Source organism: Brevibacterium oceani (assembly GCF_013623835.1).
In the GTDB taxonomy this organism is placed as follows: Bacteria; Actinomycetota; Actinomycetes; order Actinomycetales; family Brevibacteriaceae; genus Brevibacterium; species Brevibacterium oceani.
In genome coordinates this window covers 23,504-47,610 of sequence record NZ_JABKDE010000004.1, presented here as the reverse complement: position 1 = coordinate 47,610, position 24,107 = coordinate 23,504, and the positions used below count along the sequence as shown (strand labels likewise).

Below are 24,107 nucleotides of genomic sequence, written 5' to 3'. Positions count from 1 at the left end.
CCGCACACCGCCGAAGGAGGCATGATGCCCGAAAATGTCGCGCAGAAGCTCATTCGATCGCACCTGGAGTCCGGAGACCTCTCTGACGGAGACGAACTCGGGATCCGGATCGACCAGACACTGACCCAGGATGCGACGGGCACGCTGGTCATGCTCGAGCTCGAGGCACTGGGACTCGACCGGATCCGCACGGATCTGTCAGTGCAGTACGTCGACCACAATCTGCTCCAGACCGATGAGAAGAACCCGGAGGACCATGAGTTCCTCCGCTCGGCCGCGCAGCGTTTCGGGCTGTGGTTCTCCCCGGCCGGCAACGGCGTTTCCCACCCTGTCCACCAGTCGCGGTTCGGCAGACCGGGTGCCACGCTCATCGGCTCGGACTCCCACACCTGCGCGGCGGGGGCGCTGGGGATGCTGGCCATCGGCGTCGGCGGCCTCGAGATCGCCATGGCCATGGCAGGCGAGCCCCTCTACATCAACGCCCCACAGATCATGGGTGTCGAACTGACCGGTCAGCTGCCCGACTGGGTCTCGGCCAAGGACGTCATCCTCGAAATGCTCCGTCGGCACGGGGTCAAGGGCGGAGTCGGCAGAATCATCGAATACCACGGTGAGGGGCTGAAGGATCTCACGGCCATGGACCGTCACGTGATCGCGAACATGGGTGCCGAACTCGGTGCCACCGCCACGGTCTTTCCCGCCGACGATGCCGTCCGCGACTACCTCGCGGCCAGCGACCGGGGTGAGGACTTCACTCGCATCGAAGCCGACGAGGATGCCGAATACGATCTCACCGACTCCATCGACCTCTCGCAACTCGAGCCGCTCATCGCCGCACCGTCGTCACCGGGCAACGTCACCCCGGTCCGCGAGGTTGCCGGCGAGGACGTCTACCAGGTCGTCGTCGGATCCTCGGCGAACCCCGGACTGCGGGATTTCGCAATGGTGGCCGAGACGCTCGCCGATCGGCAGATCCACCCGCAGATCTCCCTCGACATCAACCCCACCTCTCGTGAGGTCCTCGCTGACCTCATCTCAGGCGGATGGCTGACCTCGCTCGTCGGTTCGGGAGCCCGCATCCACCAGTCTGGCTGCCTCGGCTGCATCGGGATGGGTCAGGCCCCGGCAGTCGGACGCAACAGTCTGCGCACGATGCCGAGGAACTTTCCCGGCCGGTCCGGCACTGACGAAGACTCCGTATGGCTGTGCTCACCGGAGACTGCGGCTGCTGCTGCCTTGACCGGCCGGATCACCGACCCGCGCGAACTTGAGATGGCCTATCCGCAGGTGAGGCTGCCGGAGAAGTTCTCAGCGAATCGGAAGATGCTCGTGCAGCCGCTCGACCCGGATGAGTCCCGCACGGTCGAACTGGTCAAGGGCGCGAACATCTCGTCACTGCCGAATTTCGATCCGCTGCCCGATGATATCGACCTCGAGATCCTGCTCAGAGTCGGCGACAACGTCTCCACCGACGAGATCATGCCGGCCGGTTCCCGCGTGCTGCCGTATCGGTCGAACATCCCGAAGATCTCCGAGTTCGTCTACATCCAGGTCGACGACACGTACGCCACCCGGGCCGCCGACCACGAGGGCGGTCACGCGATCATCGGTGGCGAGAACTATGGTCAGGGTTCGTCCCGCGAGCACGCGGTCATCGCTCCTCGCTACCTCGGGCTGCGCGTGGTCGTGGCGAAGTCACTGGCGCGGATCCATTGGCAGAATCTCGCGAACTTCGGCGTCCTCGCCCTCGAGTTCACCGACGATGCCGACTATGAGGCCCTGTCGCAGGGGGATGTCCTCCAGTTCCGCGGCCTGCGCGATGAGCTGTCCGAGGGCAAGACCATCACCGCCGAGGCGGCCGGACGACAGTTCGAATTCCGCCATGGTCTTTCGCCCCGCCAGGTCGACATGGTCCTCGCAGGCGGCCGCATCGCCCAGCGAGCCGCCGCAGAATCCTAACTCCATACAACCTGACGGCGGCCCAGCAACCTCGCGCGAGGTTGCTGGGCCGCCGTCAGGTAGCAATGGGGAGGGTCAGCCCTTGACGCGGGCCTCGATAGCCGCACCCACCTCGGCGTCGATGTTCTTCCAGTACTGGATGGCGTTCGACAGCACGGGCTCCTCGACTCCGTCGGAGAGTGCTCCCACGACGGTCTCGATGAGACCCTGGCGTTCCTCTTCGGAGTAGACCTCCCGGACGAGCGTGTGTGCCTGACCGAAGTCGTCGTCCTCGGCGTGCAGGCTGTACGCGCTGCGCACCAATTCGCCGTCGGACTCCCACCCGTTGTCTACCGGGCCCTGCTCCTCCTGATAGGCCCGTCCGTACGAGTTCGGGGCGTAGACCGGCGCATTGCCCGAGTGGTGGTACTCCATCTGCCCCTCCTTGTCGTACGAGTTCGTCTTCGTCACCGGGGCATTGACCGGCAGCTGGTTGAAGTTCGTGCCGATCCGGTTGCGCTGGGCATCCGGGTAGGAGAACACACGGCCCATGAGCATCTTGTCCGGCGAGATGCCGGTGCCGGGCACCGTGTTCGACGGGCTGAAGGCGGCCTGCTCGATCTGTGCGAAGTGGTTCGACGGGTTCTTGTTGAGGGTGAACCGACCGACCTTGATGAGCGGGTAGTCCTTCTTCGACCAGGTCTTCGTGAGATCGAAGGGGTTGAACCGGTAGGTCTTCGCCTCTTCGTAGGGCATGATCTGAACGTGGACGGTCCATGACGGGTAGTCGCCGCGTTCGATGGCGTCGAACAGGTCCCGGCGGTGCATGTCCGCGTCCTCGCCGGCCATCCGACCGGCCTCCTCGTTGCTCATGTTCTCCACGCCCTGGTCGGTGTGGAAGTGGTATTGGACCCAGAACTTCTCACCCTCGGCGTTGATCCACATGTAGGTGTGCGAGGAGTAGCCGTTCATGTTCCGCCATGTCTTGGGCAGACCGCGCGGTCCCATCAGGTACGACACCTGGTGGGCCGATTCGGGTGAGAGCGACCAGAAGTCCCACTGCATGTTGTTCGACCGCAGGCCCGAATCGGGCAGACGCTTCTGCGAGTGGATGAAGTCGGGGAACTTCATCGGATCACGGACGAAGAAGACGGGCGTGTTGTTGCCCACCATGTCGAAGTTGCCCTCTTCGGTGTAGAACTTCAGCGCGAATCCGCGCACGTCACGCCAGGAGTCGGGCGAACCGAGCTCACCGGCGACGGTCGAGAAGCGTGCGAGCATCGGGGTCTTCTTCCCCGGCTGGAGGAAATCTGCCTTCGTATAGGCGGAGACATCCTCGGTGATCTCAAGCTCACCGAAGGCGCCGGAGCCCTTTGCGTGCGGGCTGCGCTCGGGGACGCGCTCACGGTCGAAGCGAGCTAGCTTCTCGACCAGGGCCACGTCGTGGAGCATCAGCGGACCGTCGGCGCCCACACTCAGCGAGTGGGCATCGGATTCTCTGCGCGCACCGGATTCGGTCGTCGACGGCTTCGTGGTGTCGTCTCCGGGGTACTCATGATCGGTATGTTGCGTCATCACATCTCCTTCACCGTTGGAGAACAGGCACGCTCGCGCCGCCCGCCATCGATCACCCACCGGTCAGATGCAATCCCACCGGTGCGGCGGGAGGGAGGGCTGCACGCGCCTCGCCTGATCTCGTTTCCCCGACTTCGGCAGATCACTGTCGGAGTTATTGTCAACCTAACGAGGTTGCTCACTGGGTACAACATAGGCAACCCTGCCTAAGATTCCCGGCCGTGGTGTCGAACCGATCACCCCTGCGCCGAGGCGGCTCCCCCTCCGCCGCTGCCCGACCCCGAGGACCCGGAGCCCGACGATCCGGAACCTGAGGAACCGGACCCGGACGAACCGGAGCCCGATGAACCGGAATTCGACCCGCCGCTTGCGCTGCCGCTGCTGTTCGACCCGCCGGATGAGCCCGCACTCGACGAGCCGCCGCTGCTCGTGCTCGTCCCGCTCGCCGTGTCGGTGCCGTCCGCGGTGGTCGAGCCGCTGGTGTCGCTGCCGCTGCCGGTCGTCGAATCCGTGCCCTGGTCGGTGCCGTCGGTGTTCGTGCTCTGCGTGCCGGTGTCATCCCCCGCCGAGGTGGACTGACCGTTCTGCGTGTCCGTTCTGCCGCTCGTCGAGCCCTGATTTCCGTCGGTGCCCGATTGGGAACCTCTGCCGGATCCGTCACCCGAGCTCCCGGAGTCGGAGGTCCCGGAATCGGTGCCCGATTCGTCGGCGGTCGAGGACTGCCCCGAAACCGATCGCGAGAGCTGCGAGGTGCCCGGCGAGAGGTCGGCGTCGGTGAAGGATTCGGCCATGACGACTCCGCCGAGGCCGATGCCGAACGCCGCGACCCCGATCGCCGCAGGGTAGAGGACGCGTTTGCGCCGCAGCTTCTGCCACCAGCTGCTCTTGTCCTCTTCGGTCTCGCCTGCAGCGTCGACGCCGGCCGAGCCGTCGCCTGCACCGCCGGTGCCGCCGGCGCCGTCACCGTCTTCCCTCGCCGAGGCGGCCGACCAGCCTGCACCCCCATCTGCGGCATGCGTTGCGCCAGGGGTCGGGAGGGCTTCGGTGGTGCCGGTCAGCGCGGTGCGTTCGGTGACCGGGTTCTTCGCGATCTGTGCCTTGACGGCCGGGGCCAGTTTGGAGCCGACCTCTTTGATCTTCTCCTTGCCCTTGTCGAGGCTGCGGCTGTAGAGGGTGACGGCGAGTCCGGTGACGATGCTGGCGATACCGGCGCCGATGACGGTTCCGGCGACGCCGAGCTGGCCGCCGATGACCGAGGAGGTCGCGGCGGCACCGGCGCCGGCGATGAGCTGGGTCGCGGAGATCCGTCCCTCCGACTTCTTCTCTTCACCGTCGCCGGCTTTCGCCTCCGCAGCCTCAGCGCCGGCCGCGGTGGCGGGGGCGCCGACGGCGGCACCCTGCGATGATGACTGCGATTCCGGGAGGCGAGCCGTTCCGGCACTGCTCGGCTGCGCCCGCTCACCCTGCTCCTCGCGGCGGATCGGGTTCGGCGGCATCACCGGGGTGGTCACGGGTTCACTGTTGGTGGCCTCGGTGCGTGCTGTGGCGTTGTTCGCAGCGATCTCCTCGGTGATGAGCGGCAGCGTCTGCGAGTGGTGCTGTGCGTTCGTCGGGGACTCGCCTGCGGGAGTCGTCCGCTGCTTGTTCGTCTGCTCGGGGTCGCGGGAATTCGATGCCAATGGTCCTCCAAAAACACGTGCTTCGCACCAGTATCGGACTCGAATGTCAGGGCATGCTGACCCACCCCCTCCGAGTCTGGGAGATCGCTGACCCACCGGTCCCCGAGTAGGCGCAATGACCTGCGATGACGCTCATCCGTGTGATGCGCAAGACATGTGTTTCCCACCATTTCCCCAGCCATCGATTCCCGGCGGAGGGGTGCTGTCCCACCTCAGTGCAGAAGCACCCCGCCGAGGTGGTCGGAAGCAGCATCGGAACCGGAGAGTTCGAGCAGCGTGAAGCGCGGGTATTCCGGGCTTGCTTCGAGGGTGAGCAGGAAGGCCGGGCGGGCCCCGGCCTCGGTCGGACAATCGGTTGGACCAACGACCGGGCCCGTCGACTGCCCCATGGCCGCCTCCTCGAGTGTCCGTCGCGGACCGACGTCGCCGGGCCCGCGCATCTGCAGCACCTCGCCCGCCCCAGCCTCGGCGACCATGAGATTGACCGCGAAGCACGAATCGCTCAGTTCTCTGAGCTCGACGTTCGCGCCGCCGTCGAAGCTCAACGGGGTGAACCGGGGGATCCGGTGAGTTCGACCATCGACGGTGAGGACCACCTCGGCGGTGGGAAGGAAGGTCCGAGCCATGCCGGGAAGGGCGGAGAACGGACCGGTGTGATCAAGTCGTGCGATGCTCAGCCGCCAGGGACTGAAAGTCAGGGTCAGATGCTCGGACTCGGCGAGCGAGACGAGCTCGGTCGTCTCCCCCGCACCATTGGCCCACGGGACGGGATCATGATCATCGAAGCTTGTGAGCACGCGCATGGGACCACTCTAGACGGATGCACGGCCAGGGTCACCGCCGTCGCCCAGCGAACCATCCCACGAGTGAAGACCGGACCACAGCGCCGTCGTCCGACCCCCTTCGCGAGGGGAGCCAAGCCCGCCAAATCGGGGGTAGGCGCCCAACTGAACTTGCCATGAGAGCTGAGAGGACTAGCCTTGAGTGGTGTTTTGCGTCGGGGCGACCCGGCTGAGAGCAACGACATCAACCAGAACGATGAGGGGCTCGCGGAGTCGACTGCGCGTGATTCTTATGCTCTGTGAGTTCGTGCCTGGCGCACGTCCCCGCGGTCCCTCACCGCCAAATGGAGGGAGGGGCATGTTCGGACCGGACAATGTCCGCCGGCGGTGGCGCCCGGAAGAGATCACAGTGACCAAGCCCGATGTGACGAAGCGGGCCATCGGTGCCGCGGCCATCGGCAACATCACCGAATGGTATGACTTCGGTGTCTACGGCTACCTGGCAGTTGTCATCGAGGGGATCTTCCTGCCGAAGGACTCAGGGCCGATCGGGCACGTCATCGTCGCCGGACTCTTCGCCGTCGCCTTCCTCGTCCGCCCTCTCGGCGGAATCGTCTTCGGACCCTTGGCCGACAAGATCGGGCGCAACAAGGTCCTGGCGATGACGATGATCATGATGGCCGCCGGCACCTTCCTCATCGGCGTCATCCCCGACTATGCCACGGTCGGACTGTGGGCACCGTTCCTGCTGCTCGCCTGCCGTCTCCTTCAAGGGTTCTCGACCGGCGGCGAGTACTCGAATGCGATGACGTTCATCGCCGAATACGCGCCCGACCGCCGTCGCGGCTTCCTCGGCAGTCTGCTCGAGGTCGGAACGTTCACCGGCTACGTGCTCGGCGCCTCGGTCGCGACGATCATGCAGGCTGTGTCGACTCCCGAGTTCCTCGAGTCGTGGGGCTGGAGGATCCCGTTCTTCGTCGCCCTGCCGCTCGGCTTCATCGGCGTCTACCTGCGGACGAAGCTCGCCGACACTCCTGCCTACAAGGAGATGGAGAAGCTCTCCGAGAAGGAGGAGGAGAAGAACCATGCCAAGGGCGAGCTCAAGAACATCTTCAAGCTGTGGCCGAACCTGCTCGCCTGCACCGGTCTGGTGCTCGCCTGGAACGTCACGAACTACATGCTCACCTCGTTCATTCCGACCTACTTCCCGATGGTCAAGGAGATTCAGGGCAGCGGCGGAGTCTCCGATCTGACCTCGCAGATCCTGCAGATCATCGTCATGGCCTGCTGCCTGGCGCTCATTCCCGTCATCGGCAAGCTCTCCGACCGGGTGGGCCGCAAGGCCATTGTGCGCACGGGTTCGATCTCGCTCATCGTTCTCTCGTTCCCCTCCCTGTGGCTCATCCGCGGGCACAGCGACTTCATCGTCTTCCTCGGCCTGCTCATCATGGGGCTGAGCCTCATCTGCTTCAGCGCCACGATGCCCTCGACCCTGCCGTCGCTGTTCCCGACGATGGTCCGAGCCGGTGCCCTGGCGATCGCGTTCAACGTCTCGATCTCCCTGTTCGGCGGCACGACCTCGTTCGTCATGACGTCGCTCATCGGCGCCACGAACAATCTGATGTGGCCGGCCATCTACCTCGTGGCCGCGGGTGTCATCGGGCTCATCACCATCCACTTCGTGCCCGAGAGCAATCGTCGTCCGCTGTGGGGTTCGACTCCGTCGGCGGCGTCGAAGGAAGAGGCGAAGGACCTCGCCCAGGAGCTCAACGAGGAAGCCGCAGCCGCACGCTGAGGCATCCGTGCCCTACGCGGTGGCTTCAGTAATGCCGCACGCTGAGGCTCAGTTCTGGCACAGGCAGAAGGGGTGGCCGGCCGGGTCGAGAAAGACTCGGAAGGTCTCCCCTGGCTGCTGTTCGGCCTTACCGGCGCCGATCTCGAGCACTGCCTTCTCGGCGATATCCAGATCGTCGACGATCACGTCGATGTGCATCTGCTGCGGATGAGCCTGACCGGGCCAGCTGGGCGCGTGGTAGTCCTCGACCTGCTGGACACAGATCGGCGGCCACGAGTCGGAGACGACTTCGGCCCAGGTGCCGTCGTCGTCGACGGTGACCTTCCAGTCGAGGAGCTTTCCGTAGAACTCCGCGAGCTCTGCGGCATCGGGAGCATCGAGCACGACAACGGGCTGCTTTGCGATAGCCATGCGACCAGTCTACTCCGCGGCACGGACACGATGGGAGGACCTCCAACCGAAGACGGGAGGCTCTCCAGCCGCACAGACGATCAGGCGTAGGATTGTTGAGCAGATCCGCCGTGCGAGTGATCGCGTCGGCACCCCAAACGAAGGTTCGCGATGAGTTCCCATACTCTGCCCGTCGGCGATGCTCCGGCGACGGTGTACATCATCCACGACAATCCGGAATGGATCCCGCCCTTTACCGAGGCGCTCGACCGCCTCGGCGTCCCCCATGTCGAATGGCTGCTGCCGCAGACGTCGATCGATCTCACGGCCGCCCCACCGCCGGGACTGTTCTGGTCGAGGCTGTCGGCCTCGGCGCACACACGCACGGATCCGCACGTCAAGGAGTACGGTCGCGCCGTCCTCGAGTGGTTGGCCGGGGCAGGACGCACCGTCATCAACGGTCGCGACGTCTACGAACTCGAGGTGAGCAAAGTCCGCCAGCACAGAGTGCTGACCGAGCACGGCTTCGATGCACCCCGCACCTCGGCGGTGTTCGGTGCCGATGCCCTGCCCGCGGCAGCTCGCGACTTCACTCCCCCGTTCATCACGAAGCACAATCAGGGCGGCAAGGGACTCGGAGTGCGCCGCTTCGACTCCCATGCCGAACTCGACGCCGCTGCCGCCGACTTCGCTCCTGAGGGCGCGAACGCTCCGATCGATGGGATCACCCTCGTACAGGAGTATGTGCAGCCGGCCGAGCCGTTCGTCACTCGCGCCGAGTTCATCGGCGGTCGATTCCATTACGCCGTGCGCGTCGACGTCTCCAACGGCTCGTTCGAACTCTGCCCGGCCGAGGCCTGCGAGATCCCCGGTCCCGGCGGTGCGGGTGCCACCACCGAGGCGGGCGCCGCCCCGACGAGCGCCGATGCGCCACTGATCGCACCTTTCGCCCTGCGCCCCGAGATCACCCGGGACGCTCCGCTCATCGGCAGACTCGAGGCACTGCTGGCGGACCTGGGCATCGACATCGCCGGGATCGAGTTCATCGAGACACTCGACAACCGGCAGGTCGTCTACGACATCAACACGAACACGAACTACAACCCCGCCGTCGAGGCAGCCGAACGCGAAGCCGGGCGCACGGCTGCCGCCGACCGGATCGCCTCGGTGCTGGCTGCACGGCTCGACGCGGCCGCCGCGACGGTGCCCTGAGCAGCACCTGAACGCTGAGTCGGCCCTCTGATCTGGCCCGATCGTCGGCTTCCTGCGTTAGTCTCGGGACATGACGGTGACACGGCAGGCGGTGCTGCGCGAGCTCCTCGACCATGTGCGCTCCGTTCGCCGAGGTGGTCGTGCCCTCATCGCGGTCGACGGCCTTGATGGTGCAGGCAAGTCCGTGCTCGTCTCCGAACTCATCGACCTCGCGTCCCGGGACGACGCCCGCCCACCGGCAGAGGACAACCGCCCGCTGGCCTGCGTGAGCATCGACGGCTTCCACCGCCCCAGGTCGGTGCGCTATGCCGAGGGCCGCGGTCCCGAATCCTTCTATCGGGATTCCTACGACTACCCGGCTTTCGTCGAATCGGTCGTCGAACCCTTCCGCACGGGTGAGGCGATCGCACCCGCGGTGTGGGACGTCGATGCCGATGAACCTGTCGCACCTGATCCCCTCAACCTGCCGGATGACTGCGTCCTCCTCGTCGACGGGATCTTCCTCCACCGCCCCGAACTGCGCGATCACTGGGATGCCAGCGTGTGGATCGAGGTGCCCTTCGCCGTCTCGGTTCCGCGCGGGAACGCGCGGTTTCCGCACCTGAATGATGCCGATCCCGAGTCCGAGTCCAACCGTCGTTACGTCGGTGGGCAGAGGCTCTACTTCGCCGAGGCGGCCCCGTGGGACCGTGCCACCTGGAATCTCGACAACACCGACCTTGACCGACCGAACCTGATCCGGTGAGCACCGGCGGAAGGAGTGGAACAGCAATGACCACCACAGATATCGACACAACCGTCACAGTGACCGCCGACGGAGCGGTATCGGCACTGCTGAGATCGACCCGCAGACAATGGACGGAGGCCGTCGACCACCGGTTCGTCCGGGAACTCTTCGCCGGCACCATCGACGACACCGTCATGCGGGACTATCTGGTGCAGGACTACCAGTTCTTCGAGTCGTTCCTGTCCATGCTCGGGGCGTGCGTCGCCCACGCCGATGAGCTCGATGCGAAGCTGCGGTTCGCGCGCCAGCTCGGCATGCTCGTCGCCGATGAGGACACCTATTTCGTCGACTCCTTCGCCGAATTGGGCGTCGGTCCCGCCGACTACCTCGACCCCGAGCCGGCGGCACCGACGGCAGGCTTCCGGGATCTCATGGATGAGGCCGTGGCGTCGGCGGATTATCCGCAGCTGCTCGTCGTCCTCGTCGTCGCCGAATGGCTCTACCTCGACTGGGCGGAGTCTCGCGACGCGATCCCTTCGCGTCAGGTGCACCGCGGGTGGATCGACCTCCACCGAGGCGACGCCTACCAGGGCGACTCTCACTGACGCGAGACAGCCCCGCTCCTCTAGACTGGCCGTATGAGCTCTGAGGTGGATGCAGTCGTCGTCGGATCGGGACCGAACGGCCTGGCGGCCGCGGTCACCCTCGCTCGCGCCGGACTCTCGGTCGAGGTGTTCGAGGCCCAGTCGACGATCGGCGGCGGTGCCCGCACCCTCGACCTCGGACTCGCTCCAGGCGTCACTCATGACATCTGCTCGGCCGTGCATCCACTGGCGATCGCCAGTCCCTTCTTCGCGGAATTCGACCTGCGTGCCCGCGGAATGGAACTGACGACCCCGGAGATCTCCTACGCCCAGCCGCTCGATGGCAAGCCGGCGGCGCTGGCCTTCCACGATCTCGAGACGACGGTCGACCACCTCGGCGAGGCGGGACCGGAATGGCGACGCTTCTTCGCACCCCTGCTCGAGCGTGCGGACGATTCCGTGTGGCTCTCGCTCGGTGACAAGCGGTCGGTCCCGCCGACCCTGCGTGACCTTCCCGGGCTCGCGAACGTCGTGAAGTTCGGGCTGCGTCTGCTCGGTCAGGCCACCCCCGCTTGGAACGTTCCGCTCTCCCACGAGTCCACTCAGGCCCTGTTCACCGGGGTCGCCTCGCATGCGATCGGCGGGCTGCCGGCGATGGGCACGGCTGCGACGGCGACGATGCTCTCGATGCTCGCCCACGACGTCGGCTGGCCCTCCCCCGTCGGCGGATCACAGGCGATCATCGATGAGCTCGTCGCCGATCTCGAGGCCCACGGCGGGAGGGTGCACACCGATGCGCGCATCGATCACGTCGCGGATATGCCCGCGGCTCGCGCGTACCTGCTCGACACCTCGGCGCTGAATGCCGCACAGATCTTCGCAGGACTCCTGCCCGCCCACGTCGACAAGGCGCTGCGCGGGTTCAAGAACGGCAATGCCGCGGCGAAGGTCGATTTCGTCCTCGACGGCCCCGTCCCATGGGCCGATCCCGCCGTCGGTCGCGCCGGAACGATCCACGTCGGCGGGTCGCGGGCGCAGATGGCCGCCGCCGAGGCGACGGTGATGTCCGGACGCATGCCCGCCGATCCCGTGTGCCTCGTCTCCGACCCGACCGTCTTCGATCCGTCCCGCGAGGTGAATGGGCTGCGGCCGCTGTGGACGTATTGTCATGTTCCCTTCGACTGCCCGCTCGACCCGACCGAATACATCACCGGTCAGATCGAACGCTTCGCGCCCGGTTTCCGGGATCGGATCGTCGCACACAATGCGATCCCGGCCTCGGAGATGGCCGGGCACAATCAGAACTACATCGGCGGGGACATCGCCACCGGGGTCGTGTCGTTCTACCGGATGATGGCGCGGCCGCGCACGAGCTGGGACAACTACAGCCTCGGCGTGCCCGGTGCATTTCTCTGTTCGGCGGCGACCCCGCCGGCGCCGGGCGTGCATGGGATGAACGGCTGGTTCGCCGCCCGCCGAGCACTCAAGTCCCGCTTCGGCATCGACGAGGCACCGAGTCTGGCTCCCTGACGCTGGAGTCGACCGGTCACGACGTCCCCGCAGGGACGTCGATCACTCACCGAGGCGGCACCTGACGCCACCCGTCGGCATCGTCGTCATAGGCCCATTCGGCCACCTCGGCGATGCCGGTGACGACATCGCCCAGCCAGAACGTCGTGTCCGGATTCCACCCGGCCATGAGGCTCGCTGTCCGCTCGTCCGTATCGCCTGCGGTCGGACGTGACGGTAAGTCCTCGCTGACGCTCGCCTCGCCGATGTCGACGACGGCACCGGCCGTGCGCAGATATCCGGCGAGGCTGACGTGCACGCCGTCGAACTCCTCGGCGACCCGCGACCAGTCGGGGATGACCCATCGGCCCCTGCGCCCGGTCGTTTCGAACCAGTCGGAGCGCTGCTGAGCAGTGACGTCGAGAGGGTACCGACGGCAGAGTTCGGCCCAGTCCTCAGGTCGGTGGATTTCGCAGATGCGCAGCTCTGGTCGAAGGCGGAGTCGGCAGGCGCGCGCCCTTTCGAAGCCGAGACTGTCCTCGACGAGGCTGAGGCCGATCGGTTCACCTGCACGCCACGTTGACGTGGACGACCAGAGTGTCAGAGGCGGAGTCGACCACCAGCTGCTGCTCAGCTGATGGAACGGGCTCTTGGCGAAGTCGCTGCGGCGCTCGGTCTCCGTGCTGAGCATGTCGGCCACCCAGTCGTTCAGCCCGCGGGGCACACTGCTGCCGGAATCGTCGTCGCCGGCGATGAGGTCGTCGAGGGCGATCACCCTGTCCTCAGCCACCTCGCCGAGGGGCTCATCGAACACCGGACCCACAGTGCCGTGAATTTCCGAATCATCCCAGGCCAGTGCCCATTGGCTCTCCTGATCAAGGGGACGCGACCAGTCGTCGAGGAGACCTGTGGCGAGGATCGTCTCGGCGAACGGCATCAGTGCCGTCCGCACCTCGTCATCGGCGGCAATGGACTCGACTCCATCCGGCGGCTGCCAGTATTCGGCGTCGTCGACGACCTCGCCGAGCTCCGATTCGACCTCATCCAGCGTGGGCGCCGATGGTGCCACCTCCCGCAGCTTCTCGACCACATCCGCCGCAGTGACGTCACCGGGCTCAGGTTCGACGAACCCCGCACCCAGATACATCGCCACCCCGGCCCCATCGGCCTTATCGGTGAGGAAGCCCGCGATGAGGAGAGAGTCACCGAGCTCGTCGTGGATCCGCGCCTCCGCGGTCAGCGGCTCACCTTCCTCGTCGAACGCATCCTCGAGGTGGTCGGGCACCCGGGTTGCGAGCCCGAGGATGAAGGACCGTCCCCGCGGGGATGCGAGGAGTTCCTCGGCGGTGAGCGGCTGGTTGTCCGATAGGGTCATGGGCACGACTCTAGTGCGTGCACAGACTCTGCCCTCGTTTCGGCGTTTCCGGTCCCCGCGACCCCGCAGGGATATCACCTGGCCCGAAGAGTCACCGCGTCCCCGCGGGGACGTCGGTCTCATCGCCGACTCCGCTTTCGCCGCCCGCGCCCTCCTGGGAATCAGAGGAAGGGAGTGCGGCCTCATCGGCCGGCACCGCCTCGGCGAGGATTCGTGCTCCCTTCGCCGCCTTGAGTCCGGCGCCGAGGACGCCGAGGACGACGAGCACGGCCCCGCACAGTTCGCCGACGGTGACCCGTTCGCCGAGGAAGACGAACGCCGCGCTCATCCCGACGACGGGCACGAGCATCGAGAACGGTGCGACGACGCCGGCCGGATTGCGCGCCATCAGCCATGACCAGATGCCCGAGCCGAGGATCGTCGCGATGATGACGGTGTAGAGGAGCCCGGCGATCGCCAGCAGTCCCGTCGGACTCGTCAGGCCGAGGAAGGACTCCCCGACGCGCTCGGGGCCTTCGACGAGGAGGGAGAGGATGAACATCGGCACGGGCGGGACCACTGACATCCACATCGTCAGTTTGATCGGCTCGGTCGAATGCGCCTGCCGGTTGCAGATATTGCCGATCGCCCAGCCGAAGGCACCTGCCAGGGTGAGGAGGAACGGAATGAAACTCGCATGAGCGTCAAGGCGCTGCCAGCCGACGACGCCGAGGCCGGCCATCGCGATGAGCAGGAAGACCATCTGCGAGCCCCGGACCTTCTCGCGCAGGAACGTCATCCCCAGCAGCACCGTGAACGGGCCTGAGGCCTGAAGCACGAGAGAGGCCAGACCCGCCGGCATTCCGGCGGCCATCGCCCAATAGAGGAAGAGGAACTGCAGCAGGCCGAAGCCGAACCCGTAGCCGATGATCCACCGGAACTTCACGTCGGGCTTCGGGACGAACAGCAGCGCCGGCAGAGCGAGGAGCGCGAAGCGGATCGCGGCGAGGAGGAACGGCGGGAACTGATCAAGCGAGACATCGATCGCGAGGAAGTTCAGTCCCCACATCACCGCCACCGAGGCGGCGAGCAGACAGTGTTTGAATGACATGACCTCATTCTGGGCCGCCGCGTTGATGAAGCACAATCGCAGAGTGCTTCACTGACTCTGTAGCATGGCTTCATGGTCATCGATCCGAGGCATCTCGAACTGCTGCGCCTGTTCGACGAATACGGCAGCGTCACCGCCGTCGCCGATGTCACCCACCGCTCCCCCTCCGCCGTCTCACAGCAGCTGCGGCAGGCCGGTCGCGAGTTCGGCCGCACCCTCGTCGAGCCCGCCGGTCGCGGACTCACGCTCACCGCCGCGGGACGACTGCTCGCCGACGGCGGGCGGGACGTGGCCCGCACGCTCGCCCGCGTGCAGGCCCAATGGGAGGGCCACCTCGGCGAGGCCTCCGGAGAGATCACCCTGACGGGACTCCCCAGCGCGCTCACCCACCTGCTGCCCGATGCGCTGCGCCGGCTGCGGGAGGACCATCCGGCGATCGGCCTGCTCATGGACGATGTCGACCTCGCCGAGCACGAATTCGCGGGGCTGACCCGGGATGCTGACATCGTCGTCGCGCACAGCCTCGTCGCCGAACGCCCGCTCGGCACGGACGGACTCACCGTCGTCCCACTCGCCCGCGAGCCCATCGACGTCGCCCTCGCGAGCGACCATCCGCTCGCCGATCGCACCTCACTGACCCCGGACGATGTCGTCGGCTGTCGCTGGGTGGGAGTGCCCCGCGGGTACCCGTTCGACACGATCCTCACCTCGATCGAGCACGTCTCCGGTCACGACCTCGACGTAGTCCAACGCATCCGGGACAACCGACTCATCGAGGCGATCGTCGCCTCCTCTGACCAGGTCGCGCTCCTCCCCCGGTTCACGACGCCGCGCGGTGCCGGGCTCTCGCTCGTCCCGCTGACCGGGGTGAGCACGACGCGGTGGATCGTTGCGGTGATGCGCCCGGACACGGCCGAGCGTGTCGCGGTGCGCGCGGTGATCGGCGCGCTCAGCCGAGTCGGGGACGCCGAGGTTTAGGCGGTGCCGGTGCTGGTGAAGCGCTTCGGGACGAGCTTCTCGAGCGGCAGGAACGCCGCCCAGCAGATGACGGTCGGCAGGAAGTGGATGCCCAGCGCCAGGTAGGTGAGCAGGTGGAAGAGGCAGAAGAACGCGACGACCCCGTAGAGCCACCTGCCCTTCGCGAGCAGGGCGAGCGGTGAGAGGAATTCGAACGCCAGCGTCGCCCACTGCCCGGCGATGAGGAAGCCGGGCATCTCGAGGAACGGCTTCGACCATTCGGCCCCGCGGCGCATGAGCGCCCAGATGATGACGGCCCCGTTGCCCCAGTCGGCGATGTTGCCCGAGGCGATCCATTTCATCACCGCCGAGTAGAAGTAGGTGAGGACGACCGCGATCTGGACGACTCGCAGTGCCCATCCGGCCTTCGCCGAGGTGGTGCCGACGTCCCGGAACCGCGCGACGCCGACCGTCGGCAGGACGAGGGCGGCGATGACCAGCGCCATGTGGTCGTGGGCGACGTAGCCGTAGCCCTGCGTGTAGAACATCCACAGCCCGAAGGTGATCGCCACGACCCAGCCGCTGATGCGCTGGAGGATGCCGGCGGCCGCGAGCAGGGAGAAGACGATGACGGCGGCGAGCAGGAGCTGGGCGCCGAGGACGCTGACGGCGGGGATGTGGAGGAACCGGGCCAGCCACAGCGGCTGGTAGAACTCCGGCGTCCAGCCGTGGGCGATGACGTCACCGGAGATGGTGAGCACATCGATGATGATGAAGAGGTAGATGAAGACGCGGAACATGGCCACCCGGGCCAAGGGGAGCTCGGGGGTGAACCAGCGCAGGAATGCGTTGGTGGGGGCCGCCTCGGCGGGTGTCGTCGTCAGTGTCGGGGTGCGGCTCATCGCACCTCCCAGGTCGCCAGGGTCGATTCTTCGGGTTCGCCGACGCTGATGCCGTTCTTGAGCTGGGTGGTGGTGCGGCAGAGGATCATCGTCTCGGGCTTCGGTTCGTTCGGGTGCAGCCGCACGTACGAGTCGGCCATGGACTGCATGAGTTCGGGGTGGGCGATGACGCGGTCGAGCTGGGATTCGACGTCTCCGCGTTCGATGCCGACGGTGGCCGCGTTGAACCCGAGTCGGCGCGGTTCGTCCTCGCCGGGGAACTGGGCGGCGATGCATGTCGAACCGACCGTGCCGTTGAGGTCCTTGGCGGTCGCGTACTGGGTCAGCGAGCCGAGCGGGAAGAAGTCGTTGGTGTTGAGGAACTGCCCACAGGTGAGGATGACGAAGGCCAGCGCCGTGATCGCAAGGCGCCACCCGATGCCGACCTTCGACAGCGGTCGCACCCGAGTACGGGACTTCGGCCGGGTGCGGGGCTTCGGTCCTGCGGTCGGTTCTGCGGTCGGCTCTGCGGTCGTCCCGATGGAGGACTCGGCCGACGTGGACTCGCCGGAGGCGGCGGTGCCGGACGAGCCGGCGTGATCCGGGCCTTCGGCGGCGGGATCCTGGCTCGTCAGGAGACGGCGCTTGTGCTTTTCCATACGCTTACGCAGCTCGTCCTCTCGGGTGCGGATCGTTCGCAGACAATCCTATCCGCCCTTATTGCTACCCGACGGCGGCCCAGCAACCTGGCGCGAGGTTGCTGGGCCGCCGTCAGGTAGCAAGAAGGGTCAGGAGCTGCGGGCGTAGAGGTTGAGCTGCTCCCAGGCCGCCGCGTACTTCTGGAATGCGGCGACCGCGGACTCATGGTCGTCATTGCTCAGTGCGGTCACCCACGAATCGACGAGTTCGGGGGCTTCATTCGGCCACAGCACATCCGACATTCCGCCGAGGTCGAGTTCGAGGATCGAGTTCATGTCGAACATGTCGATCCATTCGGCCAGGGCCGATGTCTGCTCGACCATGTCGACGACCTTCGAATTGTCCGCGACCGTCTCCGCCGCCCACTCCATCCGCGCCGAAGCGGCGAGGATGTCCGTGCGGATGATCACACGCAGACCGGCATCGGTCTCCTCGGTGATGATCTGGTCTTCCGACAGGGAGAAGAACAGCCACCACGCCGGCGGCACGTCCCAGGCCGAGACGCGGGTGAAGATCCGGGTGTCCTTCGCGTCCTGCAGCCATTCGGCGCGACGGCTGGCCGCACGCCGGCGGGCGGATTTCGGGGCGATGATGTCCAGGGTCGCCTTGGAGGTGTGCTCGGTCAGCGATTCGAGCGCCTCCCAGCCGCGGATGTCCTCCTGAGCAGGGCAGAAACGGTCGACACCGTCCGCTGTCTGAGACGCCGGAAGGAAGATCGGAGTCCGCCGAAAGGAATCGGCCACAGGACTCGGCGGCAGGGAGATCAAGCGCTTGTCGGCGTCCTGAGAGATCTGCCGCTCGACCCGCGAACGGTTGTCCTCCACCTGCCTGTCTTGCAATTCGGAATGCACCACAAGAGGTTCGAAGATCCGCAGGGTGACGACATAATCGCGACGGTAGGCCATGGGTTCAGCCTATCCAAGGTCCGCCCTCAAAATGGAACTTCACAGTACGAACAGGTAGGATTTAAGCGCATAGCAGAGATCTAGTCCGGGGCCATCTGCCCCACATGACGACGGAGGGGGTCACGCCAGTGGGTCGCGGCCGCGCAAAGGCAAAGCAGATCAAGGTAGCTCGGAAGCTGAAATACTACAGCCCGGATACCGACCTTAATCGACTCCAGGAGGAGCTGGGCGCCGACTCTCGTCAGTCCGGTCCGTCGGATCCGTATGACGATGAACCCGACTACTCCGACTACGCCGATAAGTACAACGTCGACGATGATGACGAGTACGACGAGAAATGAGCGCATAGCAGCCGCACACGTCTGAACAGACTTATGTGAGGGCGGGGACTTCGGTCCCCGCCCTCAGTCGTGCCCGCGCACTGTCGTCGACCGCGGTATTCCCCCGGGATTCCATCGCCGAGGCGGCTCCCACCCCAGGTGCGTCCGCGCGGAAGCATTCCGCACCGTTGCCGAGGCAGGGCTTCCTATTGCAGGATCGCGGCGCCGCCGTCGACGCCCTTGGCGCCCTGCACATAGGAGGGCTCGGAGACCAGGGCACCGTCGTCAGCGGCGACGTCGCCGAGCACCCAGGCTCCGGGGCTCGCGGCCAGCACACCGTCGACCGCGGACGGGTCGACGACGAGGACCATGCCGACTCCGAGGTTCCAGGTGCGTTCACGGTCGGCCCGCGGCACTCCGCCGAGGTCCCCGAGCACGGAGAACACTGCCGGGACCTCCCACGTCGACCGCGACATCTGCGCGACCAGACCCTGCGGGAGCACGCGGGCCACATTGGCCGAGAGTCCCCCGCCGGTGACGTGGGAGACCGAATGCACGGCCTCGGGCAGGGCGTCGAAGAGTGCGGCGAGCTCACCGGTGTAGACATGGGTCGGAACGAGCAGCTCCTCGCCGAGGGTGCGGCCGAATTCCTCGACCTGCCGATCCAGGCCCCACCCCGCCTCGGCGATGATGTGACGGACGAGGGAGTAGCCGTTGGAGTGGATGCCCGACGACGGCAGACCGATGAGGACGTCACCGGCCCGCACCTTCTCCGGCCCGAGGAGATCCGCAGCCTCGACGACACCGGTGGCGGCACCGGCGACATCGTATTCGTCGACACCGAGCAGACCCGGATGCTCCGCGGTCTCGCCGCCGACCAGCGCCACACCGGCGGAGGCACAGGCGTCGGCGATGCCGCGCACGATGTCGGCGATGCGTTCGGCCACGACCTTGCCGCAGGCGATGTAGTCGGTCATGAACAGCGGACGGGCGCCGCAGACGATGATGTCGTCGACGACCATGCCCACGAGGTCATAGCCGATGGTGTCGTGCTTGTCGAGGGCCTGCGCGATGGCAACCTTCGTGCCCACCCCGTCGGTCGACGAGGCCAGCAGCGGACGGTCGTAGTCCTTGAGCACGGAGACGTCGAAGAGTCCGGCGAATCCGCCCATCCCACCGATCACCGAGGAGTTGTGGGTCGCGGAGACGGCGGCCTTCATGAGTTCGACGGCGCGATCACCGGCCTCGACGTCGACGCCGGCGGCGGCATAGGTGGTGGACTTCGGGTTCGCGTCGGAACTCAACTCAGCATCCTTTGTCGGCGGGGGTGTTGTTGACGGGAATCGGGTACTCGCCCGAGAAGCACGCGGTGCACAGCTGACTGCGCTCCTGCTGGGTGGCGGCGATCATGCCGTCCAAAGAGATGTAACCGAGGGAATCCGCGCCGAGGTTGTCGCAGATCTCGTTCGTGGTCAGTCCGTTGGCGATGAGCTCGGCCCGGGTGGCGAAGTCGATCCCGTAGAAGCAGGGCCATTTCACCGGCGGGGAGGAGATGCGGACATGGATCTCCTTCGCCCCGGCCTCCCGCAGCATCCGCACGAGCGCCCGCTGGGTGTTGCCGCGCACGATCGAATCGTCGACGACGACGAGACGTTTGCCTTCGATGTTCTCTCGCAGCGGGTTGAGCTTGAGGCGGATGCCCAGCTGCCGCAGGGTCTGCGAAGGCTGGATGAAGGTGCGGCCGACGTAGGCGTTCTTCATCAGCCCCTGGCCGAAGGGGATGCCCGAGGCCTCGGCGTAGCCGACGGCCGCCGGTGTTCCCGATTCGGGTGTGGCGATGACGAGATCGGCATCGACCGGATACTCCTCGGCCAGCTGCCGGCCCATCTGGGTGCGGGCGGCGTGGACGTTCTTACCGGCGAGCATGCTGTCCGGGCGGGCGAGATAGACGTATTCGAAGACGCAGCGGGCCTGGCTCGGTTCGGCGAAGCGGTGGGAGCGCAGTCCGTCCTCGTCGATGGCGATGAGCTCTCCGGGTTCGACGTCGCGAACGAACTTCGCCCCGACGATGTCGAGTGCCGCGGTCTCCGAGGCCACTACCCAGCCGTTCTCCAACCGACCCAGCGACAGGGGGCGGACCCCATGTCGGTCACGGGCCGCGTAGAGGGTGTTCTCGTCCATGTACACCAGCGAGAACGCTCCGTCGACGTGGGGGAGCAGGCTCAGCGCCGCCTCGGTGAGGTTCTCCCCCTGCTCGGTCGCGAAGAGTTCGGTGACCAGCGAAGTGTCGTTCGAGGAGTCGCGGAAGGGTCGGGTGCGGGAGGTCTTCTTCGTGGCCTCCTCGACGACCTTCGTCGCGTGGTCGCGGCGGCCGTCGGCCATGGCCTCGAGCTCGTCGAAGTTCGTGAGGTTGCCGTTGTGGGCCAAGGCGACGGTGCCGAACGGGGTCGGTCCGAGCGTGGGCTGAGCATTTTCGAACGAGGGCGAACCCGTCGTCGAGTACCGCGTGTGGCCGACGGCGATGTGCCCTTGGAGGAGTTCGAGGTCGCGTTCGTGGAACACCTGAGAGACCAGGCCCATGTCGCGGTAGATCAGGATCTGACGCCCGTTGCTGGCGGCGATTCCGGCGGATTCCTGCCCTCGGTGCTGCAGGGCGTAGAGCCCGAAGTAGGTGAGTTTGGCGGTTTCTTCGCCGGGTGCCCAGACTCCGAACACACCGCATTCATCCTGCGGTCCGCGGTCCTGGGGGTCGATTTCGTGCGTCAGCTGCCCGTCTCCTCTTGCCACGATGGAAATTGTCTCATACCCGATGAGCCGCTTCGCCACCGCGCTCAGACTGTGGAACTCCAATCAGTGGGAGGTTCCCGGAGCTGAGCCGGGCTCGGCATCGCGCTTCGTGACTCCGGGTTCGGAGGCTGGCTCGGCGGCGGCTTCGTCGGCAGCTTCGTCGACGTCCTCGGCGTCGGCCCCATCGGCACTCGCGTCCGGGTCCTCCCCGCGCGCTTCGGCCAGCCGCCTGCGGGCGATCTCCTTCGGGTCGTCGACCATGTCGATCTGCGCGTCCACCTGGTACTCCTTGGCCCGTCTCCGGCCCGCCCAGTCGAGGATGAGGGCGACGAGCCCGCCGAGGAACAGTCCCGCCGTGCCGAGGACGAGCAGCATCAGACCCAGACCCTTGGACACCGTATACCCCATCGGCATCGCAGCCGGGTCGACGAAGAGCGCGAGGACGCCGGAGGCGATGACGCCGAGCACCGCGCCGATGCCCATGAACACCGAGTACTTGGGGCTGCGACGGACGGCGACGTCGATCTGGTCCTTCATGATCTCCTTGGGCACGGGGCCGCTCACGGCCGATGGGACACCGGGCGGATACCCCGGCAGAACAGGTCGCGAACAGTCTAGTCGAGTCAGCCTGAGCCGCCTCCCAGACAGTCTCACGCCCGTTCCCATAAACTGGACTCACCAGTTGACCGGTCCAGCAGACAGAGGTTCTGACATGTCCCACACGATCATCGTCGGCATCGACGGCTCCGACAACGCCCAGTGCGCACTGAAGTGGGCGATCTCCCACGCGCAGAAGACCGACTCCCAGATCCGCCTCATCTCCGCGTACACCGTTCCCGGGGTCAATATGAGCCAGGCCGATATCGTCTACCCCGCCGATTTCGACGCCGCCGTGAAGAAGACGATCGAAGACACCGCCGAGGCGGCCGCCGCCTCGGTGACGGAAGCCGGGGTTCCCGTGTCGACCACGATCGTTCCCGGGGATGCCTCTGGGGTGATGGTCGAACATTCGAAGACCGCCGATCTCGCCGTCGTCGGAGCCCGCGGGCGCGGCGGATTCGCCGGTCGCCTGCTCGGTTCCGTGGCGCTGGCCATGCCCGCCCACTCCCACTGCCCGACCGTAGTCATCCCGAGCACCTGGCCGACCCGGGTGATGCCCGATGCTCCGCTGCCGATCGATCTGCCCGTACGCGCGAGCGGAGCCCGAACCGCCGAGGCGGACGGCAGGGATCGTCCCGACTTCTCCGGTGAGATCGTCGCCGCCGTCGACCCGTTCGAGACCGACACTCCGGTGCTGCGTGCGGCCGCCGCGCAGGCGGCGATCTACGGCACCCCGCTGCGCCTCGTCGGGGTCACCGCCACGCACATCCTCGCCCCGGAATGGATGCCGAGCGAAGATCACCTGGTGAAGATGTACGACGAGGCGGCGAAGTCCTTCGACGCCGCCGTCGAATCGCTGCGCGCAGACTTCCCCGACCTCGAGGTGCGGTACTCGATCTTCGATGCCCCCGCCACCGAGGTGCTCGTCTCCGCGACCTACACCGCCGACCTCGCGGTCATCGGCTCCCGCGGCCGCGGCGGCTTCGTGTCGACGATCCTCGGGTCGACCTCGCAGGGCGTGCTCTCGCACGCCGTATGCCCGGTGCGGGTGGTGCGCGTGACCAGGCGCCAGCCCGGCCGCCGCCGCTGAACCGGCTCCCACACCGCGGGCTGGCGTGGATCTTTCCGCGCCTGCCCTGCACACCTCACCCGAGGCCACACCTCGCCCGAGGCGGCCGGCCCCTCTCACCCGAGGGCGATGAGGCCGATGCCCGTGACGACGACACAGGCCCCGACGATCTTGAGGCCGATGTTCTTCTCCCCGAAGAACCACCAGGCCAACAGGGTGCCGATGATGATCGAGGTCTCCCGCACCGGGGCGACGAGGGCCACCGGTGCCTGCTGCATCGCATACAGGACGAGCACATAGGCCACGGGCGAGAGGATCGCCACGGTCACGAGTGCCCGCTTGTGGTCGGCGAGTACCGCCCGGAAGTCAGCGCGCCGGGCACCACCTCCCGGCAATGTCACGATTCCGGCGGCCATGACCAGGCCGACGCAGGCCTCGGACACGGCGAAGTAGAGCAGCGGGGAATCGCTGACGTGATTGACCGCGAAGTCGTCCCACAGTGTGTAGCAGGCGATGAACGCCCCGATCAGTCCGCCCCAGGCGAGTCCTCGGCGCAGCCCGGAACCGCTCGTGGGATTCTCCCCGATTGCTCGGGGCCGGACGGTGACCACCGCGATGCCGGCGATGACGACGAAGGCACCGGCCACCTCGGCGAGGGTGGGACGTTCACCGAGGAAGGTCACGGCGATGATGATCGTCACGACCGGCCCGGTGCCGCGGGCGGTCGGGTAGACGACGCCCAGCGGGGCGTGGTCGTAGCCGGACTGCAGGGAGACCGAATAGGCGATGTGGAACACGGCGCTCAGCACGGCGGCACCGACGAGAGTCCAATTCAGCGGCTGGTCCCCGGTGGCGATGAGGACGATCGCGACCGGAGCGAGCAGGACCGCCGAGAGTCCGTGATAGGCCAGGACGAAGGCGTAGCCCTTGCCGGACACGGACTTCGCGGCGAGGTTCCACACGGCGTGCGCGACGGAGGCGATGAGGACGAGGCCGAGCACCGAAAACGTCATCGTCGCACCCCGTTCCGAACCGTCCGCACGGTTCCGCGGCCTGCGCAGTACGCCCGGCACACCGACCGCGCGTTCCGGCCGCACGTCACTGTCATCTGAAAGTGCATACGCACTGCACAAATGTTGGCCGCATACACCTCAGCTATACAGTCGCGTTTGCAGCCGTGGCCCCAGCGCACGCAGCTCCCACATCCGCGCCAGTGCCCGCGACCGCAGCGGT

22 protein-coding genes are annotated in these 24,107 nt (G+C 66.6%); 9 read left to right on the top strand and 13 right to left on the bottom strand.

Annotation, left to right across the window (positions count from 1 at the left end; all coding sequences use genetic code 11):
- Window positions 1-24 precede the first annotated feature (24 nt).
- A complete protein-coding gene (locus tag HK401_RS09645; RefSeq protein WP_181274865.1) occupies window positions 25-1,959 on the top strand; it encodes an aconitate hydratase in 1,935 nt (644 codons plus the stop codon).
- A 75-nt stretch (window positions 1,960-2,034) separates the two neighbouring features.
- Here the strand turns inward: HK401_RS09645 and HK401_RS09640 are convergent, their stop codons facing one another.
- From HK401_RS09640 to HK401_RS09630, 3 genes are all read right to left on the bottom strand, one after another.
- A complete protein-coding gene (locus HK401_RS09640; RefSeq protein ID WP_181274464.1) occupies window positions 2,035-3,513 on the bottom strand; it encodes a catalase in 1,479 nt (492 codons plus the stop codon).
- A 236-nt stretch (window positions 3,514-3,749) separates the two neighbouring features.
- The gene (locus tag HK401_RS09635) at window positions 3,750-5,192 is read right to left on the bottom strand and encodes a hypothetical protein (protein ID WP_181274463.1); all 1,443 of its coding nucleotides are present in this window, start codon (window positions 5,190-5,192) and stop codon (window positions 3,750-3,752) included.
- 212 nt (window positions 5,193-5,404) lie between these two features.
- A complete protein-coding gene (locus HK401_RS09630; RefSeq protein WP_181274462.1) occupies window positions 5,405-5,995 on the bottom strand; it encodes a HutD family protein in 591 nt (196 codons plus the stop codon).
- Window positions 5,996-6,332: 337 nt separating this feature from the next.
- Between HK401_RS09630 and HK401_RS09625 the strand changes: the two genes are divergently transcribed.
- Complete coding sequence (locus HK401_RS09625) at window positions 6,333-7,769, top strand: MFS transporter (protein WP_181274461.1); 1,437 nt, start codon at window positions 6,333-6,335, stop codon at window positions 7,767-7,769.
- A gap of 48 nt (window positions 7,770-7,817) precedes the next feature.
- On the opposite strand, the gene HK401_RS09620 is transcribed toward HK401_RS09625, so the two are convergent.
- Window positions 7,818-8,180 (bottom strand): VOC family protein, encoded by a 363-nt coding sequence (locus HK401_RS09620; RefSeq protein WP_181274460.1) that lies wholly within the window; start codon window positions 8,178-8,180, stop codon window positions 7,818-7,820.
- Between the two features lie 150 nt (window positions 8,181-8,330).
- Between HK401_RS09620 and HK401_RS09615 the strand changes: the two genes are divergently transcribed.
- The 4 genes from HK401_RS09615 (at window position 8,331) to HK401_RS09600 (ending at window position 12,212) form a co-directional block, all read left to right on the top strand.
- On the top strand, window positions 8,331-9,371 hold the full coding sequence (locus HK401_RS09615) for an ATP-grasp domain-containing protein (RefSeq protein WP_181274459.1): 1,041 nt from the start codon (window positions 8,331-8,333) through the stop codon (window positions 9,369-9,371).
- A 70-nt stretch (window positions 9,372-9,441) separates the two neighbouring features.
- Window positions 9,442-10,116, top strand: coding sequence for a nucleoside/nucleotide kinase family protein (locus HK401_RS09610; RefSeq protein WP_181274458.1), 675 nt, complete (start codon window positions 9,442-9,444; stop codon window positions 10,114-10,116).
- Window positions 10,117-10,142: 26 nt separating this feature from the next.
- On the top strand, window positions 10,143-10,703 hold the full coding sequence (locus tag HK401_RS09605) for a TenA family protein (protein ID WP_181274457.1): 561 nt from the start codon (window positions 10,143-10,145) through the stop codon (window positions 10,701-10,703).
- Window positions 10,704-10,736: 33 nt separating this feature from the next.
- Entirely contained in the window at window positions 10,737-12,212 is a 1,476-nt protein-coding gene (locus HK401_RS09600) for a phytoene desaturase family protein (protein WP_181274456.1), read from the top strand.
- 46 nt (window positions 12,213-12,258) lie between these two features.
- Here HK401_RS09600 and HK401_RS09595 read toward each other — a convergent pair whose 3' ends face one another.
- Window positions 12,259-13,566 carry a hypothetical protein gene (locus tag HK401_RS09595; RefSeq protein ID WP_181274455.1) on the bottom strand — a complete coding sequence of 436 codons (1,308 nt, stop codon included), beginning with the start codon at window positions 13,564-13,566 and terminating at the stop codon, window positions 12,259-12,261.
- 91 nt (window positions 13,567-13,657) lie between these two features.
- Complete coding sequence (locus tag HK401_RS09590) at window positions 13,658-14,656, bottom strand: EamA family transporter (protein ID WP_181274454.1); 999 nt, start codon at window positions 14,654-14,656, stop codon at window positions 13,658-13,660.
- Window positions 14,657-14,728: 72 nt separating this feature from the next.
- Here HK401_RS09590 and HK401_RS09585 point away from each other — a divergent pair, with 72 nt between their 5' ends.
- On the top strand, window positions 14,729-15,634 hold the full coding sequence (locus tag HK401_RS09585) for a LysR family transcriptional regulator (RefSeq protein WP_219921867.1): 906 nt from the start codon (window positions 14,729-14,731) through the stop codon (window positions 15,632-15,634).
- On the opposite strand, the gene HK401_RS09580 is transcribed toward HK401_RS09585, so the two are convergent.
- From HK401_RS09580 to HK401_RS09570, 3 genes are all read right to left on the bottom strand, one after another.
- Entirely contained in the window at window positions 15,631-16,515 is an 885-nt protein-coding gene (locus HK401_RS09580) for an HTTM domain-containing protein (RefSeq protein WP_258234134.1), read from the bottom strand. The genes HK401_RS09585 and HK401_RS09580 overlap by 4 nt on opposite strands.
- The gene (locus HK401_RS09575) at window positions 16,512-17,153 is read right to left on the bottom strand and encodes a hypothetical protein (RefSeq protein ID WP_181274453.1); all 642 of its coding nucleotides are present in this window, start codon (window positions 17,151-17,153) and stop codon (window positions 16,512-16,514) included. The genes HK401_RS09580 and HK401_RS09575 overlap by 4 nt, the downstream gene beginning before the upstream one ends.
- 129 nt (window positions 17,154-17,282) lie before the next feature.
- Window positions 17,283-18,098 (bottom strand): DUF8083 family protein, encoded by an 816-nt coding sequence (locus tag HK401_RS09570; RefSeq protein WP_181274452.1) that lies wholly within the window; start codon window positions 18,096-18,098, stop codon window positions 17,283-17,285.
- Between the two features lie 128 nt (window positions 18,099-18,226).
- Between HK401_RS09570 and HK401_RS09565 the strand changes: the two genes are divergently transcribed.
- A complete protein-coding gene (locus tag HK401_RS09565; RefSeq protein WP_181274451.1) occupies window positions 18,227-18,439 on the top strand; it encodes a DUF3073 domain-containing protein in 213 nt (70 codons plus the stop codon).
- A gap of 185 nt (window positions 18,440-18,624) precedes the next feature.
- Here HK401_RS09565 and purM read toward each other — a convergent pair whose 3' ends face one another.
- The 3 genes from purM to HK401_RS09550 are packed head-to-tail and all read right to left on the bottom strand — an operon-like array spanning window position 18,625 to window position 21,742.
- The gene (gene purM, locus HK401_RS09560; RefSeq protein WP_181274450.1) at window positions 18,625-19,722 is read right to left on the bottom strand and encodes a phosphoribosylformylglycinamidine cyclo-ligase; all 1,098 of its coding nucleotides are present in this window, start codon (window positions 19,720-19,722) and stop codon (window positions 18,625-18,627) included.
- Window position 19,723: 1 nt separating this feature from the next.
- A complete protein-coding gene (purF, locus tag HK401_RS09555; protein ID WP_246490728.1) occupies window positions 19,724-21,208 on the bottom strand; it encodes an amidophosphoribosyltransferase in 1,485 nt (494 codons plus the stop codon).
- A gap of 60 nt (window positions 21,209-21,268) precedes the next feature.
- Entirely contained in the window at window positions 21,269-21,742 is a 474-nt protein-coding gene (locus tag HK401_RS09550; protein WP_181274448.1) for a hypothetical protein, read from the bottom strand.
- 175 nt (window positions 21,743-21,917) lie between these two features.
- Between HK401_RS09550 and HK401_RS09545 the strand changes: the two genes are divergently transcribed.
- The gene (locus HK401_RS09545) at window positions 21,918-22,895 is read left to right on the top strand and encodes a universal stress protein (RefSeq protein WP_181274447.1); all 978 of its coding nucleotides are present in this window, start codon (window positions 21,918-21,920) and stop codon (window positions 22,893-22,895) included.
- Window positions 22,896-22,990: 95 nt separating this feature from the next.
- On the opposite strand, the gene HK401_RS09540 is transcribed toward HK401_RS09545, so the two are convergent.
- Entirely contained in the window at window positions 22,991-23,887 is an 897-nt protein-coding gene (locus HK401_RS09540; RefSeq protein ID WP_181274446.1) for an EamA family transporter, read from the bottom strand.
- Window positions 23,888-24,107 lie beyond the last annotated feature (220 nt).

Coding starts and splice junctions, on each gene's coding strand:
- HK401_RS09610 (WP_181274458.1), top strand. CDS start 9,442: ATGACGGTGACACGGCAGGCGGTGCTGCGCGAGCTCCTCGACCATGTG.
- HK401_RS09605 (WP_181274457.1), top strand. CDS start 10,143: ATGACCACCACAGATATCGACACAACCGTCACAGTGACCGCCGACGGA.
- HK401_RS09575 (WP_181274453.1), bottom strand. CDS start 17,153: ATGGAAAAGCACAAGCGCCGTCTCCTGACGAGCCAGGATCCCGCCGCC.
- HK401_RS09620 (WP_181274460.1), bottom strand. CDS start 8,180: ATGGCTATCGCAAAGCAGCCCGTTGTCGTGCTCGATGCTCCCGATGCC.
- HK401_RS09590 (WP_181274454.1), bottom strand. CDS start 14,656: ATGTCATTCAAACACTGTCTGCTCGCCGCCTCGGTGGCGGTGATGTGG.
- HK401_RS09580 (WP_258234134.1), bottom strand. CDS start 16,515: ATGAGCCGCACCCCGACACTGACGACGACACCCGCCGAGGCGGCCCCC.
- HK401_RS09630 (WP_181274462.1), bottom strand. CDS start 5,995: ATGCGCGTGCTCACAAGCTTCGATGATCATGATCCCGTCCCGTGGGCC.
- HK401_RS09640 (WP_181274464.1), bottom strand. CDS start 3,513: ATGACGCAACATACCGATCATGAGTACCCCGGAGACGACACCACGAAG.
- HK401_RS09615 (WP_181274459.1), top strand. CDS start 8,331: ATGAGTTCCCATACTCTGCCCGTCGGCGATGCTCCGGCGACGGTGTAC.
- HK401_RS09625 (WP_181274461.1), top strand. CDS start 6,333: ATGTTCGGACCGGACAATGTCCGCCGGCGGTGGCGCCCGGAAGAGATC.
- HK401_RS09570 (WP_181274452.1), bottom strand. CDS start 18,098: ATGGCCTACCGTCGCGATTATGTCGTCACCCTGCGGATCTTCGAACCT.
- HK401_RS09645 (WP_181274865.1), top strand. CDS start 25: ATGCCCGAAAATGTCGCGCAGAAGCTCATTCGATCGCACCTGGAGTCC.
- HK401_RS09540 (WP_181274446.1), bottom strand. CDS start 23,887: ATGACGTTTTCGGTGCTCGGCCTCGTCCTCATCGCCTCCGTCGCGCAC.
- HK401_RS09600 (WP_181274456.1), top strand. CDS start 10,737: ATGAGCTCTGAGGTGGATGCAGTCGTCGTCGGATCGGGACCGAACGGC.
- HK401_RS09595 (WP_181274455.1), bottom strand. CDS start 13,566: ATGACCCTATCGGACAACCAGCCGCTCACCGCCGAGGAACTCCTCGCA.
- HK401_RS09550 (WP_181274448.1), bottom strand. CDS start 21,742: ATGAAGGACCAGATCGACGTCGCCGTCCGTCGCAGCCCCAAGTACTCG.
- HK401_RS09585 (WP_219921867.1), top strand. CDS start 14,729: ATGGTCATCGATCCGAGGCATCTCGAACTGCTGCGCCTGTTCGACGAA.
- HK401_RS09545 (WP_181274447.1), top strand. CDS start 21,918: ATGTCCCACACGATCATCGTCGGCATCGACGGCTCCGACAACGCCCAG.